The sequence below is a fragment of the Pseudomonas sp. 15C genome, assembly GCF_055484735.1.
On the sequence record NZ_JBUDGD010000082.1, the window covers coordinates 1 to 17,808 of the forward strand.

Below are 17,808 nucleotides of genomic sequence, written 5' to 3' on the forward strand. Positions count from 1 at the left end.
ACGCCCGGATCAATCCCTCCACTCAGCCTTCCGATGTCGCTGGTTAGGCAAGATCAAGATCAAGAGCACGCGAGCTAACGCTCATTGTTGAGTGGTTAGGAGCGGGTGGTTGGCTTGGGATTGGTGGTGTGGCTGCCCCTCACCCCAGCCCTCTCCCCCTGGAGAGGGAGCCGATCTGCGTTGGCTTCGAAATTTGCGTACAACTCGGTATTGCATGTTGGCGTACGTCTGCCAATCACCGCGGCCAGTCCCCTCTCCCTCCGGGAGAGGGCTAGGGTGAGGGGCTCTTGATTTTCGATTGATGGCCTGGTGGTACGCGCAATCCCTGTGGGAGCTTGCCTGCAAGCGATGGCGGCATGTCATTCAGCCTTTATTTCAACGGACACACTGCCATCGCCAGCAGGCTGACTCCCACATTGGTTTTGCATGCATTCAAAGAAGACCTGCGCAAATCCGATCGAACTCACGGCAAATACCCCGGGTCAACCCGAGACACTTGCCTTGAAACGAAGGAGACCCTGCGATGAGCGACTATCCAAAACCACCCTTCCCCAAACAAGCCCAACCCGTGCCTGGCTCGCAGCGCAAGATGGAGCCGTATCCCGATTGCGGTGAGCAGAGTTATGTCGGTTCGGGCCGGCTGGCCGGCAAGATTGCGTTGATCACTGGCGCTGACAGCGGCATCGGTCGTGCGGTGGCGATTGCTTTCGCGCGTGAAGGCGCTGACGTGGCCGTGGCGTATCTGAATGAGCACGAGGACGCCAAGGAAACCGCGCGCTGGGTCGAGCAGGCCGGGCGTCAGTGTCTGTTGTTGCCGGGTGACATCGCCGAAAAAACCCAGTGTCAGGCGCTGGTCGACAAGACTGTCGAGCGCTTTGGGCGTATCGATGTGCTGGTCAATAACGCTGCGTTCCAGATGACTCACGAGAATTTCGAAGAAATTCCCGACGAAGAATGGCTGATGACCTTCGATGTGAACATCACTGCGATGTTCCGCATCTGTCAGGCGGCGATCAAACACATGCGCCCCGGTTCGTCGATCATCAATACCAGTTCGGTCAATTCGGACATGCCAAAACCGACCCTGCTCGCCTACGCGACCACCAAAGGGGCGATTGCCAACTTCACCGGTGGCCTGGCGCAGATGCTTGGGCCGAAGGAGATCCGCGTCAACAGCGTCGCGCCGGGGCCGATCTGGACGCCGCTGATTGTCTCGACCATGCCCGACGAAGAAGTGCAGAACTTCGGTGGCAGCACGCCGCTTGGTCGCCCCGGTCAACCGGTGGAAGTTGCGCCGATCTATGTGCTGCTGGCCTCGGATGAAGCCAGTTACATCACCGGTCAGCGCTACGGCGTGACCGGTGGCAAACCGATGCTTTGACCGCCGGCGAGAAAAACTGAACCCAGCGGCGTGGCGTGCCTCCATACCTTTAGAGCCCGACGGGCCAACAGGATCTGGAGGTCGTCATGTCCGCACCCATCGTCAAGCTGTTCACCCGACCCAACTTCGCCTGGACCGATATCCGCCGCGAAGAAGAAGCCCACCCCCGACACTACCTCGCGCACCTGCTGGTGCTGGCGCTGATTCCGGCCGTGTGTCTGTTCATCGGCACCACCTACGTCGGCTGGAGCCTGGCGGTCGGCGAGAACGTGCGACTGAGCACGGCCAGCGCTTTGCAGCTGTGCGTCCTGCTATACGTGACCATCGTTGTCGGCGTGGCGATCATGGGCGGTTTCATTCGCTGGATGTCGCGCACGTTTGACGCGCGGCCGACGCTCAATCAATGCATCGGTTTTGCCGCTTACACCGTGACGCCGTTTTTCGTCGCCGGCATTGCCGGGCTTTACCCCAGCCGCTGGCTGGCGATTCTGGTGCTCGGTGCTGCATCGATTTATTCGACGTTTCTGTTGTTTGTCGGGCTGCCGACGTTCATGCACGAGCGCAAGGAACAAGGCCTGCTCTACTCCGCCTCGGTGTGGGGCGTCGGTCTGCTGGTGCTGGTGACCCTGCTGGTATCGATGATTCTGCTGTGGTTCAACGTGCTCATTCCCGAGTACCTGCGCACGACCGCAGGTTGAGTCGATGAGTGTGTATACATTGATAATTGATGGCGGCCGTTCGTGAGTTTCACGGTGTGGGTCGCGGTGCTCGGCACCGTGTTGCTGACCCTGGCGCTGACCGCGTCGTACTTGCGCTGGATGCCGGTGACCACGTCGGCCGTGTGTTTGCTGCTGGGCATCGCCATCGGCCCGAGCGGCCTGAACCTTTTGAAACTGTCGCTGGAAAACGCCTCGCTGTGGATGGAGCACCTGACCGAAGTGGCGGTGCTGTTTTCCCTGTTCGTCTGCGGCCTGAAGCTGCGGTTACCGCTGACTGACAAGCGCTGGCGCATCGCGTTTGGCCTGGCCGGACCGGTGATGGTGCTGACGATTGTCGGGGTCTGCCTGCTGTTGCACTGGGGCCTCCAGTTGCCGTGGGGACCGTCGTTGCTGATCGGGGCGATTCTGGCGCCGACCGACCCGGTGCTCGCAGCGCTGGTGCAGGTCAACGATGCGCGGGATGTCGACGGCGTGCGCTTCGGCCTGTCCGGCGAGGCCGGTCTGAATGACGGCATCGCCTTCCCGTTCGTGATTCTCGGTTTGCTGTTGATTCACAGCGACAACGTCGCCGGCGAGTGGCAAGGCTGGCTGTTGCGCAGTGTGCTGTGGGCAGTGCCAGCGGGTCTGTTGACCGGTTACTGGATGGGTCGCGGTATCGGTCGCGTCACGGTGTTGCTACGTATCCACAATGAAGACAGCACCCTCAGCCCCAATGATTATCTCGCGCTGGCGCTGATCGCTCTGGCTTACGTGGTTGCTGAAGCGATTGGCGGTTATGGCTTTCTCTCGGTATTCGCCGCCGGCCTGGGCTTGCGCCAGGTCGAAGTGAAGTCCACCGGCGTCAGCCAGCCGCCCGCCGAACATCTGGTGCAACCGGTGGTCGGCCATCAGAACGTCGAACCGCAACACGCGGTGCGTGGCGACACCGATGAACTGAAGAGCAGCCAATTGGCCGCCGGCATCATGATGGGCGACATGCTCGCGTTCGGCGGGCTGGTCGAACGGGCCATGGAAGTGTTTCTGGTAACCCTGCTCGGCGTGGTGCTCCTGGCGCACTGGGACTGGCGGGCGCTGCTGGTCGGCGGCGTGCTGTTCTGCCTGATTCGCCCGGCCTGCGTGGCGCTGATGCCCTGGGGCACGCTGCTCAAGCCCCGTCAGCGGTTACTGATCGGCTGGTTCGGCATCCGCGGGATCGGCAGCCTGTTCTACCTGTTTTTCGCCTTGAATCATGGCCTGACCAACAACGTCGCCACGCTGTGTACTGACCTGACCTTGTCGGTGGTGGCGCTGAGCATCCTTGTGCACGGCATCAGCACCCAGCCAATCCTTGCGGGCTACGAACAGTACAAGAAACAAAAAAGCTGATTTTTTTCGTGGCGCTTTAACGGTTAATTGATCGAAGTTTTTTCTGCAAAAAAATGGATCCCCTCTTCGCTGTCAGCGGTCACACACATAACCGTCGCTGAGTGCATCACGCGGCGGCCCGGCAGGTTCGATTCCCCTGCGGCGCGACGCCTATGAAACGGAATCCTGAAGAAAAAGGTTACGGTCATGAAAGAACGTTCGACTCCTGCGCAAATCAAGGCTTGCAGAGCATTGGCTCTGGAACGCAACCGTCAATTGTTCGATAACGCCCACACCCTCAACCGCGCGGCCAACGCGATGCTGGAGGTGGAGAATCTGGATATGGAGCAGTTCGAGCATTACCGGGCTTTACGCAAGAAAGCCGATTTGTTGTTTGAGGATGCGATTGATCATCTGTGCGTGTTGAATGAGGATTTTCCGCCGATTCCTCAGGCGTCGCAGCAAACCCAGGCGGTTGAGCGCGAGCTTGAAGTGGCGAGTTGAGATTCAAAACCCCTCATCGGAACGCCGCCCGCCTAGCCCTCTCCCGGAGGGAGAGGGAACTGACCGCGGTGACTAGTTGAATTGCGTCGACCTGAAATCCCGAGTCGAACACCAAATTTGAATCCCGTGAAGATCTGCTCCCTTTCCCCCCTGGGGGAGAGGGCTGGGGTGAGGGGGTACGATCTGAAGTCCACTACAAAATCCAAGCGAACAAAAAGCCCGAAACCATAAAGTCGGGCTTTTTTCGATTTCCAGCCATCATCCCCCCGGATTCGTCACCTGGATAAACACCGCATACCCCCCCAGCAATATCCAGAACGTCGCAAAGATCCACGGCGTACGCAACGAAAACAACAGCGACTTGCGATAGCCCTTGTGGCTCGACTCGACCTCGCTGAACAGTGGCGACTCGTCATACGCCAGCCCCATCACCGGTTCAGCCTCCAATAACTGGCTTTGCTTGAAGTGCCAGTGATCAATGATGTCGTACGCGGCGCGAATCCCCGGCCAGGCGTTCAGCGAGCTGAGCACGCCGAGCAACGCCAGAAATGGCGGCACCACCAGGGTGAACAACTTGCCCCACTCCGGGTTGAGGTTGGCCATGCACGAGGCGAACGCAATCACCAGAAACGACTGCGCCGCCAGATAGGCGTCGGTGCGGTTGGCGAGGATGCTGGTTTCGTACTGGATTTCGCGCCGATAGAAATCCAGACGTTCCTTGGGCGAGCCGAACATCTTGGCGTTGTGTTCGGTCAGCGCCTCTTCTTCAGCGCTGGGATGGGTCAATATGCGAGACAAAACAAACGCGCTCCGAGGTGGTTAAAAACCTTTCGAAACCCTCGGTGACGGACAAGTTCAGGCGAACTGACCAGCGCCTCATTTCATCGATTGCGCAATGATTGCCACGAGTCCCATCTGCGTGAATGGCTTGGGCAAGCGCGGCAGTTCGGCGGCGAAGCCTTCCAGGCGTTCGGCATAACCGGTGGCGAGGATGATCGGCAGGTCCGGTTTGAGCATACGCACGGCGTGCGCCAGTTGCGCGCCGCTCATTTTCGGCATGGCCATGTCGGTGATCATCAAGTCGATGACTTCGCCCTGATCGAACAGGCGCAACGCTTGTTCACCGGAAGTGGCACCGAGAACGCGATGACCGAGGTCTTCAAGCAGCAGGCTGGTGCTGGTCAATACCAGCGAGTCGTCATCGACCACCAGTACGCTGAGGCGTGGCACCGAAACCGGCGCGGCCGAGGAAAACTGCGGTTTGCTGGCGACGCCCTCGAGCGCCACCGGAATCCACAGCTCAGCCGTGGTGCCCTGGCCCTTTTCGCTCTTGAGCATGAAACGGCCACCGAGCTGTTCGATAAAACCGTGGACCATCGACAAGCCCAGCCCGGTGCCCTTGCCCAGGCCCTTGGTGGTGAAAAACGGGTCGCGGGCCGAAGCCAGCGTCTGCGCATCCATGCCCTCCCCGGTGTCGGTCAGGCTCAGACAGACGTAACGCCCGGCCGGCAACTGCGAATCGCCCAGCTCCAGCACCACCTGCGGCTGCGCGGTGATGGTCACCGTGCCGCCGTCAGGCATGGCGTCGCGGGCATTGGTCGCCAGATTGAGCAAGGCCAGTTCCAGCTGATTGTTGTCGGCCAGCACTGGCTGCAGATCGTCGGGAAAGAGCGTCTCGATGCGGATGCCCGGCCCCAGCGAGCTGCGCAGCAAACCGGTGATGCCCTGCACCAACTGAGCGATGTCAACCGATTCGGTCTTGAGTTCCTGGCGGCGCGCGAACGCCAGCATGCGCTGGGTCAGCGACACACCGCGCAAGGCACCCTGGGTGGCGTTTTCCAGCAGACGGCTGATTTTCGGGTCGGCACCCATGCGCTTTCGCACGATCTCCAGATTGCCGAGGATCACCGTCAACAGGTTATTGAAATCATGGGCAATGCCGCCGCTGAGTTGACCGATGGCCTGCATCTTCTGCGCCTGAAACAGCGCTTCACGGGTTTTTTCCAGTGCCTGGCGGGACTGATGGGCTTCGGTGATATCGCGGGTGATCTTGGCAAACCCCAGCAGAATGCCGGTATCGCCGCGAATCGCATCGACCACCACATGCGCCAGGAACCGCGTGCCGTCCTTGCGCATGCGCCAGCTCTTGTTCTCGAAACGCCCTTCACGGGTGGCGATTTCCAGCGAGCGTTGCGGCTCGCCGAGTTCGCGGTCTTCGGGGGTGTAGAAGATCGAGAAATGCTGACCGATGATTTCTTCCGGCAGATAGCCCTTGATCCGCTGCGCGCCCTGGTTCCAGTTACTGACCCGGCCTTCGGGGCTGAGCATGTAGATCGCGTAATCGGTAACGCCCTGTACCAGCAGGCGGAACTGCTGTTCGCTTTGCTTGAGGGTTTCCTCGGCCATCTTGCGATCGGTGAGGTCACGGGTGATCTTGGCGAAGCCGAGCAAGCGGCCATCCGGGTCGATGATCGGGTCGATCACCACGTGCGACCAGAAGTTGGTGCCATCCTTGCGCACCCGCCAGCCCTCGCCTTCGAAACGCCCTTCGTGGATCGCCGTGTTCAGCGCGCGCTGCGGCAAACCGGCGGCGCGGTCTTCAGCGGTGTAGAACCGTGAAAAGTGTTCGCCGAGGATCTCCGCCTCTTCATAGCCCTTGAAGCGCTTGGCCCCGGAGTTCCAGCTGGTGACGATGCCGTCCGGGTCGATCATGTAGATCGCGTAATCGATCACCGAATCGATCAGCAGGCGAAAACGCATGTTCTCGATCACAGCGTCTTTAGTGTTTTCGCTCATCATGCTCACCGGCCGTTGTCATGAGCGAAATTATGCGGCAATCCGCCGATTTGGGAAGACGTGGTTTCATGATTGATTGCCCACCAGCGCGGCAATAGTTGCTTGATCCGGCTTTCGGCAAAGCGGTCATCGATCAACATGACCACGCCGCGATCCTCACGGGTACGTATGACCCGGCCAGCGGCCTGCACGACTTTTTGCAGGCCGGGGTACAAATAGGTGTAGTCATAACCGGCACCAAAGATCGCCGCCATGCGCCGTTTCAGCTGTTCATTGATCGGGTTGAGCTGGGCCAGCCCCAGTGTGGCGATGAACGCGCCGATCAAACGCGCACCAGGCAGATCGATGCCCTCGCCGAACGCACCGCCGAGCACGGCGAAACCGATGCCCTGGCTTTCTGCGGTGAATTGGTCGAGAAACGCCTGCCGCGCGCCTTCGACCATGCCCCGGGACTGTTGCCAAAGAGTGATCTGCGGATAACGCTCGGCCATCAGCGCCGCCACTTGTTGCAGATAATCAAAGCTGCTGAAAAACGCCAGATAATTGCCCGGGCGCTCACTGAACTGGCGTGCGATCAGTTCGACGATCGGTTCCAGCGACGCCTGACGATGGTTGAACCGGGTGGAAATGCGGCTGACGATCCGCACATCCAGCTGTTCGGCCTGGAACGGTGATTCGACGTCAATCCACACGGTATCGGCCGGTGTGCCGAGCAGATCGGCGTAATAGTTGCGCGGGCTGAGCGTGGCGGAAAACAGCACACTGCTGCGCGCCGCCGTGAGCCGTGGGCCAATGAACGCCGCCGGCACGACGTTGCGCAGGCACAGCTGCGACAGCGGTTTTTTGCGCTCGAGGTCGCGTTTGCTGATATCGAACAGGTAATGCGCGTCGTACAGCTCGGCCACGCGGGCAAATTGCAGCAGGTCGAAATAGAAGTTCTGCAAGCCACTGTCGAGGCCTTGCGGGTGTTCGTTGAGGTAGTCGCCGATGGCGGCACAACACAGCGAGATCGCCTGCAGAAGTTTTTCCGGCGCCTTGTCGTAGGCCTGATACGCCAGCGTTTGCGGCGCGTGCAGGGCGTTCCATTCGCGGTTCAGTCGCTGCAGGCTGTTCTTCAGCGGCGCGGGGGCGTTTTTACGCACGGTGCCCAGCACGAACTGATCAAGGCTGGCGCTGTACATCTGCCGGCCGCGCTCGACGAGGTTGTGCGCCTCGTCGGCGAGCACCGCGACTTTCCATTGGTTGAGCTGGGCGAGGCCGAACAGCAGCGCGCTGAAGTCGAAGTAATAGTTGTAGTCGGCCACCACCACGTCGGCCCAGCGCGCCATTTCCTGGCTCAGGTAATAAGGACACACCGCCTGTTGCGCGGCGACCTCGCGCATCGCCGCCTGATCAAGCAAACGAATCCGACTGGCCGCCTCGCGCGCCGCGGGCAGGCGATCGTAAAAGCCCTGGGCCAGCGGGCAGGAGTCGCCATGACAGGCTTTGTCCGGGTACTCGCAGGCCTTGTCGCGAGCGACCATTTCCAGGACCCGCAAGGGCAATGCCGGCGACTGCTTGAACAACACCTGGCTGGCATCCAGCGCCAGTTTGCGTCCCGGCGTCTTGGCAGTGAGGAAGAACACCTTGTCCAGTTGCTGCGGCGCCAGCGCCTTGAGCATCGGGAACAGCGTGCCGAGGGTCTTGCCGATGCCGGTCGGCGCCTGCGCCATCAGGCAGCGACCGGTGCTGACCGCTTTGAACACCGATTCGGCCAGATGCCGTTGGCCGGGGCGGAAATCCGTATGGGGAAACGTCAGTTGCTGCGCCGCCAGGTTACGCGCGTCGCGATGGGCCATTTCCTGCTCGGCCCAGAGCAGGAACAACGCGCATTGCTGCTCGAAAAAGCCTTTGAGGGTTTCGGCGCTGAACGACTCTACCAGACAGGTTTCCTTCTCGCTGACGATGTCGAAGTACACCAGCGCCAGATTGATCTGCTGCAGGTCGAGTTTGCAGCACATCAACCAGCCGTAGATCTTCGCCTGCGCCCAATGCAGCTGGCGGTGATTGGCCGGCTGCTTGCTCAGATCGCCGCGGTAGGTTTTGACTTCTTCCAGACAGTTGGCCGTCGGGTCGTAGCCGTCCGCCCTGCCCTTGACCTTCAACTGGCGGAACTCGCCTTCGAGCGCCACCTCGCTCTGGTAATGCTCGCTGCGCCGCGACGCCACGGTGCGATGCCCGGCGATGCCTTCCAGCGCGGTGGGTGACGGGGTGAAACGCAAATCGAGGTCACCGCTCTTGGCGGTGAATTCGCACAGTGCGCGCACGGCGATGCTGTAGCTCAAGCGCTCTGCTCCGCCCATTGCACGTAACACACGGCTACCGGCATCTGGTGTTCGTGGCAGAACTCCAGCCAACGCAGCTGGTTGTCCTGCAAGCGATCGCCGGGGCCTTTGACTTCGATCATTCGGTAGGTCTTGCGCTGCGGCCAGAACTGGATCAGATCGGGCATGCCGGCGCGGTTGGCCTTGATATCGAGCAACAAGCGGTTGAACCAGTGTTTCAGATGTTCAGCCGGCAGGCAGGCCAGCGCCTGTTCCAGCAATTGCTCGTTCAATGCACCCCAGAACACGAACGGTGACTGAATGCCCCACTTGGCAACAAAGCGTTCGCGGATGGTTGCAGCGTAGCGGCCGTCGTCGAGCTCGCTCAGGCACGCCTGAAATAGCTCGGTGCGGCGTTGCTGAAAGTCTTCGTTGAGTAAATCCACCGGCCCGCGCTGGAACGGGTGAAAAAACGCGCCGGGCAAAGGCGCGAAAATCGCCGGCCAGCACAGCAGGCCGAACAGCGAATTGATCAGGCTGTTTTCCACGTAATGCACCGGGCCTTCGTCATCGTGCAGGTGCGCCTGCACGTAATACTCGATGGACAACGTCGGATCGACTCTGGGTAAATGCAGATCCAAACGCTCGACCGCTCTCGCCGCTGCGCGTTTGAGCGGCGGCCCACCGAGCTTGCGCCGCAAGCGCGGCACGATACGCTGCAACCCCTGTTGCTCGGCGGCGCTTTCCGGGGCCTGCTGCGCGAGGGTCGCCAGTTCCAGCGCCAGCGGGTATTCGCCACTGCGCTCCAGCACGCGGATCATGCGCAAACGTGCGCCCGGATAGGCGCAATCGCCGTAGATGCTCAGGGCCATGGCAAATTCACTGATGCGCTCGCAATACTGGCCGATCTGGAACAACACCTTGCCGCGCCGCCGTTGCAGCCACGGGTTGTCGAAGTGCAGCGCGCTGACCTGCGCGACGATCACTTCAAGCGGCTCACCGGCCTCAAAGCGCAATTGGCATTGGTGCAGGAACAGGCAGGCGTCGACGTCGTCACGACTGCGCAGGCCGCGCGAGTCGGCGCAGAATTCGACCTTTTCGTAGGTAAAGATGCCGAGGTCGGCGAGGACGAATTCCGACCAATCCTGGTACAGATTGCCGAAGAACATCAGGCGCAATCGGTCGCACAGGTCCATCAGGGTCAGTCTGAACAGACGGTCGTCCAGTTGCGGCGCCCAGTCGCGCAGGCTGCGCGGCTCGCTGAACTGTTCGGCCAGTTGCGGTAACCAGTCATCCTTGCGTCCCTTGGGCTGCTCGATGGCAGCGCCGAACGCTTGCAGCAACTCGGCCTTGAGCAGCACATCGAACAACTCGGCGAGCGTCAGCGGCGCGTGTTCCTCGATCCAGCCGTGGGCCAGCAATGGCTGAGCTGCTTCAGCGATGTCGCCAATTTCCAGGTAATTGAGTTTGCCAGCACGAAAATGCACGCCCTTGCGCATGACCATCCGTACCAGCAAGCCCTGTGCCGGGCGCGGCAAGGCATTGAAGTTACAAATAAAGGCATGCTCGCGATCGCTCATCACGTCCGCGTAACGAAGTCCAAGCCAATCAAGCACTTGGCGGAAGTTGTTAAGGTAATAGAACGGGTCGTCGAGGGGGTTGGCAGTCACGGAATTCAGGGCCATGGCGAAGCGGATACTGGTTATGCGTACAGATATCAGCTCTGCCCCGCCCGGCGCAAACGGAAAATGATCAATGGCATTTTTTTACCGGGGCCATCGAACTTTTCCGGTGCGGATGGCACCAACCGCGTTAGAAGCCGACAATGCTCGGCAGCACATGAATGAGGCACACGAGGTGGGTATGAAATTCAAGACACTGGGCATTCCTTTGGCCGTCGCCGCAGCCCTGGCCCTGGGCGGTTGCTCGACCGCAACCGTCGTCACATTGCAGAACGGCACCCAGTATCTGACCAAGGACATGCCGAAGACCAAAACCGATGATGGCTTCTATGAGTTCGAAGACATCTCCGGGGCGAAAGTGAAGGTTCGTGCAGACGAAGTCGCCACCGTTCGCGAAGAAGACTGATAGCCGCCAGTGGAGCTGCCACACAAGGCAGCTCCGAGGGCGCAATTACCGGGGCTGGCTCATGCCCGGAATGCTGTTGTCGCAACTGACATAGGTGCCGCCACGCCGGGCGAGTTCCTCTTGCAGGCGCCGGCAACGCGCCAGGTCCTGCTGCTCCATGCGATCGATGATCGGATTGCCGGTGGTTTGCGAGACCACCCCGTCGCCCAGGCGAAGCGTTACGTAGGGTTGTTCGGGCTGGATCTGAAAACGGCTTTTTGCTTCGACAGGTTCGACGACCTTGACGTCTGCCGCGCTCGGCAATTGCTCGGTAGTCACGCCGTAACGGCTGAGAATCGAACTGTGAGGCAGATCGGCCCAGGCACTGGCCGATCCCAGCGCCAATGTGACGAAACCGATATACCCCTTGAAACCTTTCACGTTTGAAACTCCTTGTGAATGTGATGATGCGCCCCCCCTGTGGGAGCGAGCCTGCTCGCGAAGAGGACGGCCCGGCCAGCAATGACCCTGAGTAGAACGAGTAAGCAGGTAATGGCTTTAGGCCGCTTTTTTGATAGTGCAAGGTTTTGAGTCAGAGAATGGTTATGGAGTCACTTTTGAAGCCGGGTTGGCAGCAATCGCCAGCAGGCTGGCTCCCACATAGGTTTTTCGTTGAACAGAGATCCCCTGTGGGAGCCAGCCTGCTGGCGATGGCGCCGTAACTGTCGCCGCAACACCTGGAAATGAGTAACATGTCCGGCCTCCCCGCAGCCCACGTTCTGCGCCTTGCCGAATAAGCCGATTCCATGCCCTTCGAACTCAGCGTTGACCTCACCACCCTGGCCATTCTGGCCGCTGTTGCCTTCCTTGCCGGTTTCATCGATGCCATCGCTGGCGGCGGCGGTTTGCTGACCACGCCCGCCCTGCTCACCGCGGGTCTGCCGCCGCATCTGGTGCTGGGCACCAATAAACTGAGTTCGACCTTCGGTTCGGCGACCGCCAGTTTCACCTTCTATAAGCGCAAACTGTTCCATCCGCGCCAATGGACCCACGCGATCGTCGGCACGCTGGTCGGCGCGCTGACCGGTGCCGTCGTCGCGCATTACCTGCCCGCCGAGTGGCTGAACAAGATGCTGCCGGTGATCGTCTTTGCCTGCGGGCTCTATCTGTTGTTTGGGGGCACGCCGAAGGCGCCGCTGGACAGCAACGCGCCGATCAAAAAGAAATGGCAATCAACCCAAGGCTTCAGCCTCGGCTTCTATGATGGTGTCGCGGGCCCCGGCACTGGTGCGTTCTGGACCGTGAGCAGCCTGCTGCTGTACCCGATCGATCTGGTCAAGGCTAGCGGCGTGGCGCGCAGCATGAACTTCGTCAGCAACATTGCGGCACTGTCGGTGTTCATCTTTTCCGGTCAGGTCGACTGGATCATCGGTCTGTGCATGGGCCTGTCGGTGATGGTCGGCGCGTTTTTTGGCGCGCGCACCGCGATCAGCGGCGGCGCCAAATTCATTCGTCCGGTGTTCATTACCGTGGTGCTGGGCTTGACCGTACGTCTAGCCTGGCAGCACTGGTTCAGCGTGGCCTAAGCGCCGCGCGACGTAGACGTCGATCAGATAACGGGCAATCGATTTCGACGCCGGCAGCGGCGGCAAGTCGTGCACGTTGAACCACTGGGCGTCTTCGATCTCGTCTTCCTGACAGACAATCTCACCGCCGGCGTATTCGGCATGGAAGCCGAGCATCATCGAATGCGGGAACGGCCAGCACTGGCTGCCCATGTACTGGATATTCTTCACTTCGATCTGCACTTCTTCGCGCACCTCGCGAATCAGGCATTCCTCGGCCGATTCGCCCGGCTCGGCGAACCCGGCCAGGGTGCTGTAGACGCCGGTGACGAAACGCGGTGAACGTGCCAGCAGCACTTCATCGCCCCGCGTGATCAGCACGATCATGCTCGGCGAGATCCGCGGGTAACTGCGCAAGTCGCAGGGCTGGCAGTACATCGCCCGTTCGCGCGGCACCTGCGTCATGGGCTGGCCGCAATTGCCGCAGAAACGATGCTCGCGAGCCCAGGTGCCGATCTGCGCGGCGTAACCGAGGACTTTGTAGATTGTGTGGTCGCCTTCGAGCATGAACGCGCGCAGGCCTTTCCAGCTGCAACCCGCCACCTCGCTGGCGCTGCGCAACTCGAACAGATACACCGGCTCGCCATCGAGATGGCCAATGCCGTGTTCGGAGAGGATCGACAGGTCCTGGCGCTTGAGCCATTCGCGTGGGAACAGCGCGCCGTTGTCATCGAACAGAAAGCCTTCCGGGCTGCGCGCCACGGCCATGCCGCCGGGTTGATCGGTGTCGAGTACTGCAGTGGTCCAGCGAGCTGTCATGGTTTCTCAGTCCAGAAATTCGGGTTTCTGTTTGCTCATATGGGCGGCCATGGCCACGCGCAAGTCCGTGGATTGCAGCATGGCGGCGTTCCAGGTGGCAACGTATTCGAGGCCGTCGTCAATGCGATGGTCGCGCATGTAGCTGATCATTTCCTTGGTGCCGGTGACCGCGATCGGCGATTTCGAGGCAATTTCGCGAGCGATGTCGAACACGCCTTCGAGCAGTGCGTCCCTGTTGCTGTAAACGCGATTGACCAGGCCGATGCTGCGCGCTTCGTCAGCACCAAAGGTGCGACCGGTGTAAGCCAGTTCACGCAGCATGCCGTCACCGATGATCCGTGGCAACCGTTGCAAAGTGCCAACATCGGCGGCCATTCCGATATCGATTTCCTTGATCGAGAACTGCGCGTCCTCGGCGGCGTAGCGCATGTCGCAGGCAGAAATCAGGTCGATCGCACCGCCCAGGCAATAGCCCTGAACCGCGGCCAGTACTGGTTTGCGGCAATTGTCGACGGCGTTGAACGACGCTTGCAGGGCGAGAATCTTGCGCCGCAGCAGCCGCGCATTGCGCCCAACGTCCTTGCCCAGTTCATTGGCAACCCCGGCCAGCATCATCAAATCGATGCCCGAGGAAAAATGTTTGCCGTTGCCGCTGAGCACCACCACGCGCACTTCGTCGGTGTCATCGATCCACTGGAAAATCTCGATGATCTCGCTCCAGAACGCGGCGTTCATCGCGTTGATCTTTTCCGGGCGATTGATCTGCACATGGGCGATGTTATCGGCCAGTTCGACGCTGAAGGCGGAGTATTGAGACATGGCAGTGATCCTTTACCGGGCGGGAAATGAGGCCCGAACTATAACAAGGCATCACGGCGGCGGTTCGGCCAAATGCGGGACTGTCCTGAGTTTTGCTTTGCCTGGACCGGCCTCTTCGCGAGCAGGCTCGCACACAGGGGATGGCATTCCATGTGTGGGAGCGAGCCTGCTCGCGAAGGCGTCCGCTCTATCAATAGAGATTCTCCGAGTTTTATGGCGATGAGGTCTTACTTCAGACCAATCCTGTACAGCGAACCTTTATCCTCATCGGTCAGCACATACAGATAACCATCCGGCCCCTGGCGCACATCACGGATTCGTTGATTCAGTTCGCCCAGCAAGCGTTCTTCGTGCACGACCTTGTCGCCGTCGAACTGCAAACGGATCAGCTCCTGCGTCACCAGCGCACCGATAAACGCGTTGTGCTGCCATGCTTTGAAGCGGTCGCCATCGTAGAACGTCATGCCGGTGACGCCCGGCGATTTTTCCCAGACATGGTGCGGGGCCACCGTGCCTTCGGCGGTTTTGCCCTGAGCTTCAGGAATGGGTTGCATCGAGTAATTGATGCCGTGGGTTGCCAGCGGCCAGCCATAGTTCTTGCCGCGCTCGATGATGTTTACCTCGTCGCCACCACGCGGGCCGTGTTCGTTTTCCCACAGCGTGCCGGTCCAGGGGTTGAGCGCGGCACCCTGCGGATTGCGCAGGCCATAGGCCCAGATCTCCGGCCGGACGCCGGACTGGCCGACGAAGGGATTGTCGTCCGGGACTTTGCCGTCCGGGTACAAGCGCACGACCTTGCCTTGCAGCTTGTCGAGATCCTGCGCGGTCGGCCGGTCGTTGTTCTCGCCCAAGGTGATGAACAGATAGCCGTCGCGGTCGAACACCAGCCGCGAGCCGAAATGATTGCTGACCGAAAGCTTTGGCTCCTGACGGAAGATCACTTTGAAATCCTTCAACGTCTTCAAGTCATCGGAAAGCCGCCCGCGCCCGACCGCCGTCCCGGCCTTGTTGCCGGCACCACCGCCTTCGGCATAGGACAGATAAACCAGCCGATCCTCCTTGAAGTCCGGCGACAGCACCACGTCCAGCAAACCGCCCTGCCCCTTGGCCCAGACCTGCGGCACACCGGAGATCGGCGCCGACAGTTTGCCGTCGTTGCCGACCACACGCAGATTGCCCGGCCGCTCGGTCACCAGCATGCCCTGGCGATCCGGCAGAAATGCCAGTGCCCACGGATGTTCCAGCCCTGCGGCGACGGTGGTGACTTCGAGGGTGCCCTGCTCGCTTTGCAGCTCTTTGGGCGCAGCGGCGAAGGCCGGCGCGCTGATCAGCGCACCGGCGCACAGTGTGGCTAAAAGGGTTTTACGCAACATGCACGATTCCTTTTGTTCTTTTCAGGGGCCGGCAGAGTACGGTTCTGCCGCTCAACGGTGGCTGTCTCCGCTGCGCGGAGGCGGGTTGGGAATGAAGGTCGGCGGGTGACTCGGCACCGAGCGAATCGGTTGGCCGTTGCCAATGCCACGGTTCTCGACGGTGGGCTGACGCGGCGTCGGAACGGAGTTGGGACCGCGCATCGGCGGTGTGCTTGGCTGGGTGCCTTGCATGCTGTTGGGATTGGCCCGGCGAATCGGGCTGTTATACGGGTTATTGCTGTTGCCGGTGGGGGTCTGCGCCAGTAACAGGTCAGCATGGACCATACCGCCGCTGAGCAGCAGGGCGAAGATGCCAAGCATGATTCGCGTCATAACGCAGCCTCTCGATGAGCAAGGGATAGAGCCTTCGAGTCCACGCTACGCTGCAGGTTCGGATTTGTTAACCCACACGTCTTAAACAACATGTAACACAACTTGACCAAGTGGTTCCCGGCCCACGCATTCAGGGGAAACTTTCCGCCCGGCGCGCAGGTCATCCGATCATCACTCGGAGAACTGGCTATGGCTCGAGCAATCTGGAAAGGCGCGATCAGTTTCGGACTGGTTCACATCCCTGTCGCGCTGGTCTCGGCAACCTCGTCGCAGGGCGTGGACTTCGATTGGCTCGACAGCCGCAGCATGGAACCGGTGGGCTATAAACGGGTAAACAAGGTCACCGGCAAGGAAGTCACCAAGGAAAACATCGTCAAAGGCGTGGCCTATGAAAAAGGCCGTTATGTGGTGCTCAGCGAGGAAGAAATCCGCTCGGCGCACCCGGTGTCGACCCAGACCATCGACATCTTCTCCTTCGTCGACGCCGAACAGATTCCCCTGCAAAACATCGACACGCCGTATTACCTGGCCCCGGACAAGCGCGGCGGCAAGGTCTACGCCCTGCTGCGCGAAACCCTGAGCAAAACCAACAAAGTCGCCCTCTCCCGCGTGGTCTTGCACACCCGGCAGTACCTCGCCGCGCTGATGCCGGTGGAAGATGCGCTGGTACTGGTAAAACTGCGCTGGCCGCAGGAAGTGCGCAGCCTCGATGAACTGGCACTGGGCAGCGAAGTGACCAAGCCACAGCTGGCCAAGGGCGAACTGGACATGGCCAAACGCCTGGTGGAAGACATGAGCGGCGACTGGAGCCCCGACGATTACAAGGACGAGTTCGAAGACAAGATCATGGCGCTGGTGGAGAAGAAAGCCCATGAAGGCAAGATCGAAGACGTTGAAACAGTGGGCGGCGAGGAAGAACGTAAAACCGCTGACGTTATCGATTTGACCGAACTGCTCAAACGCAGCCTCGGCGGCAAGGCCCCGGCCAAGTCCAAGTCAAAACCGGCGGCCAAAGCGCCGGCGAAGCGGACGAAGAAGGCGTCTGGATGAGCAATAGCAAGCGAAATGAGGGCTGAAAATCAAAAGCCCCTCACCCTAGCCCTCCCGAAACGTCGGACCGCCCCGAGGGAGAGGGGACTGACCGTGGTGGATGCGTGAGGTACGCCGACGTGAAATACCGAGTCGTACTATAACTTCAAAGCCAACCAAAATCGGCTCCCTCTCCAGGGGGAGAGGGCTGGGGTGAGGGGCGAATCCAAAACAAATCCCAAGCCATGCGCCGCGTCTCACCACTCAATAGGCCGAGTGTCAGCTCGCCTGCTTTTGATCCTGGCCACCGGCGGTGTTGAAGGGATGAAGGCTGAAAATCAAAAGCCCCTCACCCTAGCCCTCTCCCCGAGGGAGAGGGGACTGACCGTGGTGGATGCGAGAGCTACACCGACCTGCGATACCGAGCCGAACGCAAAATTTGAAAAGCCCAAAGATCGGCCCCCTCTCCCTCGGGAGAGGGCTGGGGTGAGGGGAAAATCCACCACAAATCAAAAGCCAACCACCCGCTTCTAACCACTCAACAATGAGCGTTAGCTCGAGTGCTCTTGATCTTGCCTGACCAGCGACATCGGAAGGCTGAGCGGAGGGATTGATCCAGGCGTGGGAGCGCAGCGACCGTCTGGCGCAGCCAGACACAGCGGAAGTAGGTGCAGCGAAGCAAACCGTAGCCGCTGCGCCCGGATCGATCCCGCAGCG

The 17,808-nt window shown here is 60.4% G+C and carries 16 protein-coding genes; 7 read left to right on the plus strand and 9 right to left on the minus strand.

What is annotated here, in order from left to right; all coding sequences use genetic code 11:
* The first annotated feature begins 523 nt into the window (after window positions 1–523).
* From ACYYKW_RS24870 to ACYYKW_RS24885, 4 genes are all read left to right on the plus strand, one after another.
* Window positions 524–1,381, plus strand: a complete 858-nt coding sequence (locus ACYYKW_RS24870) for a glucose 1-dehydrogenase (RefSeq protein ID WP_464991434.1) — start codon at window positions 524–526, stop codon at window positions 1,379–1,381.
* An 86-nt stretch (window positions 1,382–1,467) separates the two neighbouring features.
* Window positions 1,468–2,079 (plus strand): Yip1 family protein, encoded by a 612-nt coding sequence (locus ACYYKW_RS24875; protein WP_093101441.1) that lies wholly within the window; start codon window positions 1,468–1,470, stop codon window positions 2,077–2,079.
* Between the two features lie 42 nt (window positions 2,080–2,121).
* On the plus strand, window positions 2,122–3,465 hold the full coding sequence (locus ACYYKW_RS24880) for a cation:proton antiporter (RefSeq protein ID WP_464991435.1): 1,344 nt from the start codon (window positions 2,122–2,124) through the stop codon (window positions 3,463–3,465).
* 186 nt (window positions 3,466–3,651) lie between these two features.
* On the plus strand, window positions 3,652–3,948 hold the full coding sequence (locus ACYYKW_RS24885; RefSeq protein WP_093101439.1) for a hypothetical protein: 297 nt from the start codon (window positions 3,652–3,654) through the stop codon (window positions 3,946–3,948).
* Between the two features lie 258 nt (window positions 3,949–4,206).
* Here ACYYKW_RS24885 and ACYYKW_RS24890 read toward each other — a convergent pair whose 3' ends face one another.
* The 4 genes from ACYYKW_RS24890 to ACYYKW_RS24905 form a co-directional block, all read right to left on the minus strand.
* Complete coding sequence (locus ACYYKW_RS24890) at window positions 4,207–4,746, minus strand: hypothetical protein (protein WP_090283586.1); 540 nt, start codon at window positions 4,744–4,746, stop codon at window positions 4,207–4,209.
* A 78-nt stretch (window positions 4,747–4,824) separates the two neighbouring features.
* Complete coding sequence (locus tag ACYYKW_RS24895; RefSeq protein ID WP_464991436.1) at window positions 4,825–6,744, minus strand: hybrid sensor histidine kinase/response regulator; 1,920 nt, start codon at window positions 6,742–6,744, stop codon at window positions 4,825–4,827.
* A 5-nt stretch (window positions 6,745–6,749) separates the two neighbouring features.
* The gene (locus ACYYKW_RS24900) at window positions 6,750–9,068 is read right to left on the minus strand and encodes an ATP-dependent DNA helicase (RefSeq protein WP_464991437.1); all 2,319 of its coding nucleotides are present in this window, start codon (window positions 9,066–9,068) and stop codon (window positions 6,750–6,752) included.
* A complete protein-coding gene (locus ACYYKW_RS24905; RefSeq protein ID WP_464991438.1) occupies window positions 9,065–10,732 on the minus strand; it encodes a VRR-NUC domain-containing protein in 1,668 nt (555 codons plus the stop codon). The genes ACYYKW_RS24900 and ACYYKW_RS24905 overlap by 4 nt, the downstream gene beginning before the upstream one ends.
* 178 nt (window positions 10,733–10,910) lie before the next feature.
* Between ACYYKW_RS24905 and ACYYKW_RS24910 the strand changes: the two genes are divergently transcribed.
* Entirely contained in the window at window positions 10,911–11,135 is a 225-nt protein-coding gene (locus ACYYKW_RS24910) for a YgdI/YgdR family lipoprotein (RefSeq protein ID WP_464991439.1), read from the plus strand.
* Window positions 11,136–11,180: 45 nt separating this feature from the next.
* Here the strand turns inward: ACYYKW_RS24910 and ACYYKW_RS24915 are convergent, their stop codons facing one another.
* Window positions 11,181–11,555 (minus strand): hypothetical protein, encoded by a 375-nt coding sequence (locus ACYYKW_RS24915; protein ID WP_464991440.1) that lies wholly within the window; start codon window positions 11,553–11,555, stop codon window positions 11,181–11,183.
* Between the two features lie 365 nt (window positions 11,556–11,920).
* Between ACYYKW_RS24915 and ACYYKW_RS24920 the strand changes: the two genes are divergently transcribed.
* Window positions 11,921–12,700, plus strand: coding sequence for a TSUP family transporter (locus tag ACYYKW_RS24920; protein WP_090283594.1), 780 nt, complete (start codon window positions 11,921–11,923; stop codon window positions 12,698–12,700).
* Here the strand turns inward: ACYYKW_RS24920 and nudC are convergent.
* The 4 genes from nudC to ACYYKW_RS24940 form a co-directional block, all read right to left on the minus strand.
* Entirely contained in the window at window positions 12,668–13,498 is an 831-nt protein-coding gene (gene nudC / locus ACYYKW_RS24925) for an NAD(+) diphosphatase (protein WP_464991441.1), read from the minus strand. The genes ACYYKW_RS24920 and nudC overlap by 33 nt on opposite strands.
* 6 nt (window positions 13,499–13,504) lie before the next feature.
* Window positions 13,505–14,317 (minus strand): crotonase/enoyl-CoA hydratase family protein, encoded by an 813-nt coding sequence (locus tag ACYYKW_RS24930; protein WP_464991442.1) that lies wholly within the window; start codon window positions 14,315–14,317, stop codon window positions 13,505–13,507.
* Between the two features lie 227 nt (window positions 14,318–14,544).
* Window positions 14,545–15,690: a PQQ-dependent sugar dehydrogenase gene (locus tag ACYYKW_RS24935; protein WP_093101429.1), complete on the minus strand. Its 1,146-nt coding sequence runs from the start codon at window positions 15,688–15,690 to the stop codon at window positions 14,545–14,547.
* Window positions 15,691–15,741: 51 nt separating this feature from the next.
* Window positions 15,742–16,062, minus strand: a complete 321-nt coding sequence (locus ACYYKW_RS24940; RefSeq protein WP_464991443.1) for a hypothetical protein — start codon at window positions 16,060–16,062, stop codon at window positions 15,742–15,744.
* A 189-nt stretch (window positions 16,063–16,251) separates the two neighbouring features.
* On the opposite strand from ACYYKW_RS24940, the gene ku reads away from it, so the two are divergent.
* Window positions 16,252–17,112: a non-homologous end joining protein Ku gene (ku, locus tag ACYYKW_RS24945; RefSeq protein WP_093101425.1), complete on the plus strand. Its 861-nt coding sequence runs from the start codon at window positions 16,252–16,254 to the stop codon at window positions 17,110–17,112.
* The last annotated feature ends 696 nt before the right edge of the window (window positions 17,113–17,808 follow it).